Genomic DNA, 10,290 nt, shown 5'->3' with positions numbered 1-10,290 from the left:
GATCTTCGCTCTCGCTTCAATCCGATTTCCGTTCTGAATATTTCTCTTAGAAATTTTCAGGGTCGTTGTCTATTGTTCAGTTATCAAGGTTCTTGATGTTTTTCGCTGTTTCTTGCGAGTCAGCTTGTCCATGATAGCATCTCATTTCTGCATTGTCAAGAACTTTTTCAGGTTCTCTCAAACGATCCGTGATCTGCTCTCATGAGCGGAGAAGGAGGGATTTGAACCCTCGCGCCGCTATTAACGACCTACTCCCTTTCCAGGGGAGCCCCTTCGGCCAGCTTGGGTACTTCTCCAAATTGTCCTATCATATTGAAACAGGTGATCTTGTCATCTGTCCGCTATGAAACGGAGAGGGTGGGATTCGAACCCACGCGCCCTTGCGGACAAACGGTTTTCAAGACCGCCTCGTTATGACCACTTCGATACCTCTCCACGGTTATTTTTCAGATGATCGCTCGTTCTCAGCGACAGTGATTATTCTATCACACATGAAATCCGCCGTCAATATATAATTTTAAGTTTCTTCCAAATTCTTCTCACTCCTGCAAATCTGGAAAACACCGCTGCGCAAAGATCTGCGCAATGTCCAGATCCTCCGGTGTGGTGATCTTGATGTTCTCATAGCTCCCCATCGTCATGTGTACGGGAATGTGCAGCTCGTTTTCCACAGCCATGGCATCGTCCGTGGCGCAGACTGTCTCCCGGGACATCATCTTCCCGTACGCTTCTATTATAAGAGACGCTTCAAACACCTGCGGGGTCTGGATGACCCAGACATACTTCCTGTCAGGCGTCTCAGCCGCAAAGTTCTCCCTGTCCACAATCTTGACCGTGTCCTTGCTGGGCACGCCCACCACACAGGCGCGGTTTCGCTCCACGTCCTCATAGGCCCTCTCAAGGATCTCTTCGGTGAGGAACGGCCTGGCGCTGTCATGGATAAAGATATAGCTGTCGTCCGCGATGCCTGCATCCTGCGCCGCCTTGAGCCCTTCCCACACGGAGTCATAGCGCTCCCGGCCGCCCTCCACAATGCGGCTGACCTTGGAAAACCCGTACCGCTCCACGAATTCCCGGCGCACGTAGTCTGTCTGCCCGGACCCCGTCACCAGGATCACATCGTCGATGATCTCCGACTGCTGGAAGGTCCGCAGCGAGTAATACAGCACCGGGTACCCTCGGATCAGGAGATACTGCTTCTGCGTGTCTGTCCCCATCCGCTTTCCCTGGCCGCCGGCCAGAAGGATGGCTGTACATGTTTTCTTTTCTTTCCCTGTCACGCTCATTTCACCGCGCCTCCCGCGCTATCTCTCACCCAGCTTCAGGTTGGGCACCGCATTTAAGTCCCAGCCGCTGCGGGTCCCTTTCCGGTACTCATAGTAGGCCGCCACGCCGATCATGGCTGCATTGTCTGTGCAGTAGACGGGGGACGGGTAGCAGAACTTCACGCCTCTCTTAGCGCAGGCCTCCTGCATGGCTGCCCGCAGGGCGGAGTTGGAAGCCACGCCGCCGGCGATGGCAAAGGTGTCTGCCCCGTACTCTTCCACCGCGTGCATGGCGTTCGCCACAAGCACGTCTGTCACCGCCTTCTGGAAGGATGCCGCCACATCCGCCTGGCTGAAGGTCTCCCCCTTCATGCGGCAGCCGTTGATGTAATTGAGGACGGCTGACTTCAGGCCGCTGAAGCTGAAATCGTAGAGTGCATCCTCCACGTGGGCCCGGGGAAACGCGATGGCATCCGGATCCCCCTCCCTGGCCACCCGGTCGATCTTGGGCCCTCCCGGATACCCCAGGCCGATGGCCCGCGCCACTTTGTCAAAGGCCTCCCCGGCCGCGTCGTCCCTGGTGCGTCCCAGGATATCGAAGGTTCCATAGTCCCTGACCCGCACAAGGTGAGTGTGCCCGCCGGAGACCACCAGGCAGAGGAAGGGCGGCTCCAGATCCTGGTGCTCGATGTAGTTGGCCGCAATGTGCCCCTCGATGTGATGCACACCTACCAGTGGTTTTCCCGCCGCATAGGCGATGGCCTTTGCCTCCGCCACGCCGACGAGGAGGGCGCCCACAAGGCCGGGGCCGTATGTCACGCCCACCGCATCGATCTCAGCCAGTGTGACGCCGGCCTCTGCAAGCGCCTTTTCGATCACCTGGTTGATCTTCTCGGTATGCTTCCTGGATGCGATCTCCGGGACTACACCGCCGTACAGCGTGTGGAGATCGATCTGGGAATATATGATATTGGAGAGGATCTCTCTTCCGTTCCTTACCACCGCAGCCGCCGTCTCGTCGCAGGAGCTCTCGACCGCAAGTATCAGGGTGTCTTTCATCTCACTCATGTTACCGCCTCTGCCTTCTATTCATCTTCCGAAAATACAAGTTCCATCGTTCTGCCGTCCCTGGCTGTCACCGTGCGCGGAAAGATCGCCCTTGCGTCTTCCAGGAACTCCTCCGGGTGGTTCAGGGAAGGACTGTAGTGGGTCAGCCACAGCTCTCCCACCTCCGCCTCCTTCGCCAGGCGTGCCGCCTCGTAAAAGGTCATATGCTTGTATTCCTTCGCCTTCTTCAGCTTGTCCTTCTCGCCGTACATGCCCTCGCATATGAAAAGGTCCGAGCCTCTGGCATTGTTCCGTATGGAATCCGTGGGACGGGTGTCCGTGCAGTAGGTGACTTTCAGCCCTTTCCTGGAGGGTCCGAGCACCATATCCGGCGTGAGGATCCTCCCCTCGTGCTCCACCTGCTCCCCCCTCTGAAGGATGCTCCAGTACCGCTGCGGGATATCGGCCGCCCTGGCCCTCTCCACGTCAAAGCGTCCCGCCCGGTCCACCTCCAGGGTGTAGCCGTAGCACAGCACGTTATGGTTGACGCGGAACGCCCGCAGCCGGTAGCCGTTCAGCTCCAGCGTCTGCTCCGGCTCCGTGATCTCGATAAAGCGGATCTGGAAGGGGAGTTCCGGGGCGATGACCCGCAGGGCATTCACAACACGCTCCAGCCCTTTGGGACCGATCATGGTGAGCGGCTCTGTGCGGTCCGCGTTCCCCATAGTGAGCAGAAGGCCCGGCAGGCCGCTGATGTGATCCCCGTGGTAATGGGTAAAGCAGATCACATCGACCGGCTTAAAGCTCCAGCCCTTCTCCTTGATGGCGATCTGGGTTCCCTCCCCGCAGTCAATGAGCAGACTGCTTCCGTTATAGCGGACCATAAGAGAGGTCAGCCAGCGATAAGGGAGGGGCATCATCCCTCCCGTTCCAAGCAAACATACATCTAACATTCTATTCCTGTTCTCCCAGTGGAATAACAAATGTGGCCACAAGGGCGTCGTAGCACGACTCGCACAGGTCGAACGAATCCACCTGGTTGTCCTTGTCCGAGAAGTATCCCCACCTCTTCTCCACAGCCAGGAAGTCTTCCTGCGCTCTTCCGTCTTTTACGGGGATCTCCCTGCCGCATTTGTTACAGATTATTTTTCTGATCTGTCTGTGTGTTTCTTTTGTCTCTACTGTCTCGTACTGGCGCATACGTTTCCTCCTAAACCGTATCCTGCAGGATGCATTTTTTCTTACGCCTACATTATATACGGCGGCGGCCTGACGGCCTAGTGGGAACTGTTTCCTTGCCTGACAGCTATTTCCCGAGCTCCCGGCTCATGAGCACTGCATCCTCCTCCGGGTCCGCATAGAAGCGTCTCCGGATGCCGTCCTCGGTAAAGCCGTGATCTTTGTAAAAGGCGATGGCCGGCGCATTGCTCTCGCGCACATCGAGGAGCAGCCTGCTGATGCCTCCCAGCTCGCAGAGATCTTCCAGCTCCAGCAGGAGTCTTGCGCCCACCCCCTGCCGGCGCTTCTCCGGGATCACCGCGATCCGCGCGATCTCCCCGTCTTCCAGGGCATGGTACAGGATGAGGTAGCCGATCAGCCTGCTGTCCTCATACGCCACAAGAAGCAGCGTCTGCTTCTGCTCATAACTGTCGCGGATCGCCTGCTCGCTCCACGGATCCGGGAAAATCTCCCGCTCCATCTGCGCCACAGCGGCAATGTCTGTCTCTTTCATCTTTCTGATCACAAACATGCTTCCCGCTCCTTCTTCTCCCGCTCGGCCCGCTCCCTCTCCGCCTGGGACACGCGCAGATAGTCCGGCGCGTGGGCCGCGGCGATCTGCGTCCTGCCCTGCCGGTAGTACTCGATCCCCAGCGCGCCCACGGAGGCCGCCCTCTGCCGGTTCATATGGGCCGGCGCATAGGAGTGGGGCACCTGGAGCAGTTCATCCAGCGTCTCCCTGTACACAGGGACGCCGTCTCCCAGGAATACGACTTCCCGCCCCAGTTCATTCAGCTTCCCGGCCAGCTCTGTCACCGGTATGGCGCACTGGTCCATCACGGTTATGAACCCGTCCGCAAAAGCGTACACGCCTGTGTACACCTGCTTCCTCCTGGCATCCATGATGGGACAGACGAGGGACGCCGCGCCGTACAGGTTGTAGGCAAGCCCCTCCAGCGTCGGGATGTGGATCAGGGGGATGTCAAGCGCCAGCCCAAGTCCCTTGGCTGTGGCGGATCCGATCCGAAGCCCGGTGAAAGATCCGGGCCCGCCCGACACGGCGATGGCCGAGAGCGTGTGGAGATCCAGGTCGATCATCCGCGCGATCTCGTCCACCATGGGAAGGAGCGTCTGTGAATGTGTCTTTTTGTAATTTACCGTGTACTCCGCTATCGTCTGGTCTTCCTCCACGACTGCCGCGGAGGCCACAAGGCCGGAGCTATCCAGTGCCAGTATGCGCATAGTTCATCTTCCTTATCTGTCTGATTTTTCCGTGACTGTGATCCTTCTGTAGTCAAACCCTCTCTCCAGGTCCTTCTCGATCCGGATCTCCACGTAGCGTTCCGGCAGGATCTCCCCGATGAGATCCGCCCACTCGATGAGGCTGACGCCGTTTCCGTATATGCAGTCCTCGTAGCCGATCTCGTCCATCTCCTCCACGTCCCCGATCCGGTAGACGTCAAAATGGAAGAGGGGCAGCCTGCCGTCCTCATACACCTGGAGGATCGTGAAGGTCGGGCTGCTGACCGGCTCCTCAATTCCAAGCCCGCTGGCAAGTCCCTTTGTGAACACCGTCTTGCCGACGCCCAGATCCCCGACCAGGGTGTAGACGTCCCCGGGCTTTGCCCTGCGCCCGATCTCCTCGCCGAGGGCAAATGTATCCTTCTCGTTTTCTGACTCAAATACCATGAACTGTCTCCTGTCCTATCCCTTCTTAAACCGCACGGCCGCCTGCGGCAGGTGTGCGGCGATCATCTCCTTCACGGCGCCCAGGTCCTCTCCAAGCTGGTCGACCGGGAGCACAAGGGGATGCTTTTCCCTGTCGTACAGGATGAGGATGTGCTTCCTCTCCACTGCCTTTGCGAACTGCTCCCAGGGAACTTTCCTGACCCGCTCCTGCGCCTCGGTCTCTATCCCCTCTTCGCTGAACCGGTACTCCACCGGCTTTACGAATTTGCGTTTCCCCTGCAGGGCGCTCACCCGGCTCCGGATCACGGCCGGGAAGCCGAAGAAAAGAAGAAAGGCGAACACGGCGAAGACGAGGACCATCATCCACTCCCCGCGCACTGCGAAGGCAACTGCCAGGCCTGCGTTCAGCGCGCCCAGGACAAGCACCGCGATCCCGGCCCCGCCCGTATAGATCTGGTAGAGCATAAACTCCGTCATAGCCTGCACATCGAGCGAGATCTTCACTTTCACTTCCATTCTGAAGCCCTCCTTTTTGCATACATGCAGTTATTATAACACATCTTTTCTTCCCAGGCTACACATGATATGCGCTTTGGACGCTACCGGTTCATGTGCAGCACCGGGCTGATCTTTTTGTAGATCAGAAATACGATCAGCGACACAAGCACGCCCTTGAGCAGGTTGAAGGGCGCCACGGCAAATGCCACAAAGGTGAGAAGATCCGTGATGTTTCCGTTCACCGCCGTGCCCATGGCCACCAGCGCGTCGAGAGGGAGCTGGAAGGCGGCGCTGTAGGCCGGCAGGAGCAGGTAGGCGTTCAGCGCGCACCCGAGCAGGGTCATGCACGCCGTGCCGGCCGCCATGCCGATGATGGCGCCTTTCCGGGTCTTGTTTCTGCGGTAGATGACGCCCGCGGGAACGACGAGGGAGCAGCCGATGAGGAAGTTCGCGAACTCGCCCACCCCCGCTGTCGTCGTGCCGTTGATCAGCAGGTTCAGCAGGATCTTCACGAGCTCGATCGCCGCACCGGCCAGCGGGCCCATGGCAAAGGAGCCGACCAGCACCGGGACCTCGCTGAAATCGATCTCATAGAAAGAAGGGGCGAACGGGAGGGGGATCTCAAACAGCATCAAAACGACGGCGATCGCCCCCAGCATACCCGTCTGCACGATCGTGCGGACCCGCATCTTCTGTTTTGCATTGGCATTGTTCATAACCTGTGTACTCATTTTCTTTCTCTCCTTTTGATGAAATAGTATTGTGCAGGAAAGAAAATCTTCCCGGAATTATGCGAAAGAAAAGCTCCGATACTGCTATCGGAGCCGTAAAATCACGATCACATGCCCGTGACATCGCATAGCTCTTCTCTCATCCAGACTGTACTGTCGGTTTTGGAATCGCACCAAATCAGCCGCCCCGCACTCTCCTGCGCTCTGGCGCTTCCTGTGCGGCCGCGGGTCGCGGACTATACCGCCGGTTGGGACTTTCACCCGACCCCGAAGACTTTATTCCTTTTACCTTTCTTACTATACCTCTTCCCCGTCCGGATTGCAAGCATCAGAAGGAATGTCCGTCCGGATGCCCGCCGCCTCAAGCGCGTCCTCGAGGGTGGGCAGGACGCGGCCGCTCTCCCACAGGCGCCGGATGCCCATGAGTTTCATCTCCTCATCCAGCTCTTCTTTTGTCTCGACGAGGTAGAAGGCGATGCCGCTCTTCTCCAGGTTGGCGACGAGAAGCTCGATCCGGTCCGCCGCCGTGATGTCCACGCTGTTGATGCCGGTGGCGTCGACGATGACTGCCTTCGTCTTCTCCGTCAGGCTGTTCTCGATATCCTGCTGGAAGATCTTCACATTGGCAAAGAAGAGCCGCTCGGAGAACCGGTAGAGGACCGCCTCCTCAAAGGGAACCGCCTCCTTCTCCCTGCGCATGCTGTAGATCCCCTGTCTCCCCGGGACATGTCCCAGGAATGTCCGGGGCGGGTCGGACGCCTCCACCACAAACTCCAGGATGACCGTGATAAAGGAAAGCATGACGCCGATCACAACGCCGTAGATCGTGCCCATAAAAAGGACGCCCAGCATGGCCGCGATAAAGATAAAGAAGTCTCTCTTTCTCACCTTCCACAGGCGCACAGCCAGGTGCACTTCCACCACCTTGGTGAGGGCGGACAGGACGATGGCTGTCAGCACGGGCACAGGGAGGTACTCGATAAACCCGGTGCCAAAAAGGAGAAGCAGCACCATGGCCGCGCTGGCTGTGATGGACACCGCCTGCGTGCGCCCGCCGTACTGGTCGTTCATGGACGTGCGGGAGATGCTTCCGTTTACCGGGCAGCTCCCGGTAAAGGCCGACGCCAGGTTGCCGATGCTGCAGGCCAGGATCTCCCGGTTGTCGTCCAGCTTGTACCCGTTCTTCAGGGCGAAATCGCTGGAAGCCAGGAGCGTCTCCGCCATGACCACCGCCGCCACCATCAGGGACCGCCCCAGGGCGTGCGACAGGTCTGCATGGAATAGATCCGGCAGATGCAGGGCCGGAAGCCCCGGATCCACATGGGCCAGCAGTGCGACGCCCCACTCCTCCAGCGGCAGGAAGGCAGAGACCGCCGCACCCAGGAGCATCACCACGATGGGCATGGGGAATTTGGAGATCAGTTTCATGGCAGCCATGATGATCACAAAGGAAATGCCCCCGAGGGCAAAGGAGACCCAGTTGATCTCCTTCGCCGTCTCCAGGATGTGCAGGAACAGCTCCGGCGCCTCGCCGGTGGCCGGCTTCCCGCCGAGCAGTTTGGGGATCTGCATGAGGATGATCTCAATGCCGATGCCGCTGATAAAGCCGCCCATCACCGGTGTGGAGATGAAGTCCACGATCTTGCCTGCCCGCAGGAAATAGAAAAACCAGAGCCACAGGCCGGTGAACAGCGCCATCACCGGCACGAACGCCATGGCCTCCGGCGACCCGGAAGCGATGCCCATGGAAGCCAGCGTGGCCCCCGTCAGGGCTGCCGGCGTGGCGTCCACCCCGAAGATGAACTGCCGGGATTTGGTGACCGCGGCGTAAAAAAGGATCGGCAGGAGCGAGCCGTACAGCCCGTACACCGGGGGAAGGCCCGAGACCTCCGCATAGCCCATGGAGATAGGTATGGAAACAGCGGCAATGATGATGCCGCTGAAGATGTCTTTAGGGAGCCAGGAGAGGGAGTAGCCCTTCAGTGTGTAAAACAACCCGTTATATGCTTTTTTCTTCATATGTAGAAACCTCTGCAAAAAAAATTCATGGTTTTGCAAAGAAAACCATGAAAAAATCGGGGTAACAGGATTCGAACCTGCGACCTCGCGGCCCCCAGCCGCGCGCTCTAACCAAACTGAGCCATACCCCGGTCACAAATAGTATTATACGCGAACAGTGTCGCAAATTGCAAGTGTTTTTTTAACAAATCGTGAAATTCCTGTCATTTTTTTCGTCCGGCCTCGGCTCCCTGCGCCCGCATGCCTGTATTTTATAAAGATTATTCCCCGTTTTCAGACAAATATGCTACACTATCTGTAACAGTATATGCGAAAGGAGCTCCAAATTATGAAACTGATCGTAATCGCCCCCAGGGGGAAAATGGGAAAACTGATCACGCAGGCCGCCGCGCAGCGCCCGGATATCGAGCTGACCGCCGGCGTCGGCCCCGCAGGAAGGGACTATATCGGAAAGGATTTAGGCGAGGCCGCCATGACCGGGCAGATGCTCGGCGTGCCGGTGACGGACGATCTTGAATCCGTGATCGACGACTGCGACGTCATCATTGATTTCTCCACAAAAGAGACCGGCATGGAAGTGCTGGAGTGCGCCGTGCGGCACAAAAAAGCCCTCGTGTGCGGGACCACCGGCTTTTCCCCGGAAGAGATGGAGAAGTTCCGGGAGGCTTCCGCCTCCATTCCCCTTCTCTACGCTGCCAATACATCCAAGCTGGTCAACATTATGAACCGGCTTCTGGAGATCGTGACCCAGGCCGTCGGCGACGAGGCGGACATCGAGATCCTGGAAATGCACGACCAGTGGAAGAAGGACGCTCCCAGCGGGACCTCCCGTGAGATGGGCGAGATCATGGCCCGCGCCATGGGAAAAGAGCTGAAGGATATCGCCGTCTACGGGCGCCACGGCGCCTGCCCCAGGCAGAAGGGCACCATCGGCTACCACTCTCTCAGGGCCGGCAACATCCCAAGCAGCCACACCGTCTACTTCGGCTTCATGGGAGAGCGGCTGGAGATCACCCACCACTCCTACAACTGGGAGTGCTTTGCCCGGGGCGCCGTGGACTGCGCCGCCTACCTCGCTGACAAAGGCCCCGGCTGGTACACCATCCAGGATGTGCTGCACCTGGGGTAAAACGACTGCCCATAAAAAGGGTGCCGCCAAATCATCAAATCAGATTAGGCGGCACCCTGCTCCGTTTATAACATGTCTATGATCTCACGGATCCGCTCCTCTGTTTCTTCCAGAGCTTCCGCAATATCTGAGATATTCATACCTTTATCCAGTTTCTTCTGCACCTGCCTGCGCAGCAACTGCTCTTCACCCTGACGCCGGCCTTTCTCGATCCCGGCCTCGCGCTCCTGCTGCATATGCCTCTCCTGATCATACTCAAATATACTCATCGCTCTCGCCTCCGCTCTGTGTTCCATCAGGAAGTCACTAAGCACACCTTCCCTGATGCATTCATCCATCGCGCGGTCCACTGCCTCCGGGAGCTCCATTGTCTCCGTGTAGCTCCGGATCTTGTCCGTATATATGGCATACTCTCCCAGCGTCCTGCAGGCATCCTTCAGCTTCTGATTGTTGCTCCCGGAAATGTTGAGGAGCGTGGCGTTAAGCTCCAGCTTTGGCTGCCCCTCCTGCACGCTGTACATGTCGGACAGTTTCAGGATCTGCCGCTCCGGCATCTCATCCTTTCCGTTATAGAAGATAAGAAACTCCGGCGCCGGGATCTGTATGATCGTCTCTCCGTACAGGTTCTCTTTCACAGTCATCCTGGAATACAGATGCGAAATATAAAGCAGAAACCGCAGCGGGAGATTCGGGT

General features: G+C 58.0%; 12 protein-coding genes, 3 tRNA genes and 1 riboswitch. Of the genes, 1 reads left to right on the top strand and 14 read right to left on the bottom strand.

Annotated features, from left to right (window positions below; genetic code table 11):
• Window positions 1–206: 206 nt before the first annotated feature.
• The 13 genes from H6A20_RS12710 to H6A20_RS12650 form a co-directional block, all read right to left on the bottom strand.
• Window positions 207–296: transfer RNA gene (locus H6A20_RS12710), tRNA-Ser, on the bottom strand.
• Window positions 297–349: 53 nt separating this feature from the next.
• Window positions 350–435: transfer RNA gene (locus H6A20_RS12705), tRNA-Ser, on the bottom strand.
• A 104-nt stretch (window positions 436–539) separates the two neighbouring features.
• A complete protein-coding gene (gene ispD / locus H6A20_RS12700) occupies window positions 540–1,286 on the bottom strand; it encodes a 2-C-methyl-D-erythritol 4-phosphate cytidylyltransferase (protein WP_204907476.1) in 747 nt (248 codons plus the stop codon).
• Between the two features lie 18 nt (window positions 1,287–1,304).
• Complete coding sequence (tsaD, locus tag H6A20_RS12695) at window positions 1,305–2,333, bottom strand: tRNA (adenosine(37)-N6)-threonylcarbamoyltransferase complex transferase subunit TsaD (RefSeq protein WP_204907475.1); 1,029 nt, start codon at window positions 2,331–2,333, stop codon at window positions 1,305–1,307.
• Window positions 2,334–2,350: 17 nt separating this feature from the next.
• The gene (locus H6A20_RS12690) at window positions 2,351–3,265 is read right to left on the bottom strand and encodes a ribonuclease Z (protein WP_204907474.1); all 915 of its coding nucleotides are present in this window, start codon (window positions 3,263–3,265) and stop codon (window positions 2,351–2,353) included.
• 1 nt (window position 3,266) lies between these two features.
• A complete protein-coding gene (locus H6A20_RS12685; protein ID WP_204907473.1) occupies window positions 3,267–3,512 on the bottom strand; it encodes a hypothetical protein in 246 nt (81 codons plus the stop codon).
• A 106-nt stretch (window positions 3,513–3,618) separates the two neighbouring features.
• A complete protein-coding gene (gene rimI / locus H6A20_RS12680) occupies window positions 3,619–4,062 on the bottom strand; it encodes a ribosomal protein S18-alanine N-acetyltransferase (protein ID WP_204907472.1) in 444 nt (147 codons plus the stop codon).
• Window positions 4,053–4,772: a tRNA (adenosine(37)-N6)-threonylcarbamoyltransferase complex dimerization subunit type 1 TsaB gene (tsaB, locus tag H6A20_RS12675; protein ID WP_204907471.1), complete on the bottom strand. Its 720-nt coding sequence runs from the start codon at window positions 4,770–4,772 to the stop codon at window positions 4,053–4,055. Before tsaB ends, rimI begins: the two co-directional genes overlap by 10 nt.
• Window positions 4,773–4,784: 12 nt before the next feature.
• A complete protein-coding gene (gene tsaE / locus H6A20_RS12670; RefSeq protein WP_204907470.1) occupies window positions 4,785–5,219 on the bottom strand; it encodes a tRNA (adenosine(37)-N6)-threonylcarbamoyltransferase complex ATPase subunit type 1 TsaE in 435 nt (144 codons plus the stop codon).
• Window positions 5,220–5,234: 15 nt separating this feature from the next.
• Window positions 5,235–5,735 (bottom strand): YcxB family protein, encoded by a 501-nt coding sequence (locus H6A20_RS12665; protein ID WP_204907469.1) that lies wholly within the window; start codon window positions 5,733–5,735, stop codon window positions 5,235–5,237.
• An 83-nt stretch (window positions 5,736–5,818) separates the two neighbouring features.
• Window positions 5,819–6,448, bottom strand: a complete 630-nt coding sequence (locus H6A20_RS12660; protein ID WP_204907468.1) for an ECF transporter S component — start codon at window positions 6,446–6,448, stop codon at window positions 5,819–5,821.
• Window positions 6,449–6,575: 127 nt separating this feature from the next.
• Window positions 6,576–6,727, bottom strand: a riboswitch (FMN riboswitch).
• Window positions 6,728–6,745: 18 nt separating this feature from the next.
• Window positions 6,746–8,467 carry a SulP family inorganic anion transporter gene (locus H6A20_RS12655; protein WP_204907467.1) on the bottom strand — a complete coding sequence of 574 codons (1,722 nt, stop codon included), beginning with the start codon at window positions 8,465–8,467 and terminating at the stop codon, window positions 6,746–6,748.
• Between the two features lie 56 nt (window positions 8,468–8,523).
• Window positions 8,524–8,598: transfer RNA gene (locus tag H6A20_RS12650), tRNA-Pro, on the bottom strand.
• Between the two features lie 197 nt (window positions 8,599–8,795).
• Between H6A20_RS12650 and dapB the strand changes: the two genes are divergently transcribed.
• The gene (gene dapB, locus H6A20_RS12645) at window positions 8,796–9,596 is read left to right on the top strand and encodes a 4-hydroxy-tetrahydrodipicolinate reductase (protein ID WP_204907466.1); all 801 of its coding nucleotides are present in this window, start codon (window positions 8,796–8,798) and stop codon (window positions 9,594–9,596) included.
• A gap of 65 nt (window positions 9,597–9,661) precedes the next feature.
• Here the strand turns inward: dapB and H6A20_RS12640 are convergent.
• On the bottom strand, window positions 9,662–10,290 hold a 629-nt coding region (locus tag H6A20_RS12640; protein ID WP_338106715.1), incomplete at its 5' end, for a hypothetical protein.

Source organism: Mordavella massiliensis (assembly GCF_016901695.1).
Classification (GTDB): Bacteria; Bacillota; Clostridia; order Lachnospirales; family Lachnospiraceae; genus Claveliimonas; species Claveliimonas massiliensis_A.
The sequence above is the reverse complement of the archived record's forward strand: the minus strand, read 5'-3'. Positions and strand labels throughout refer to the sequence as shown.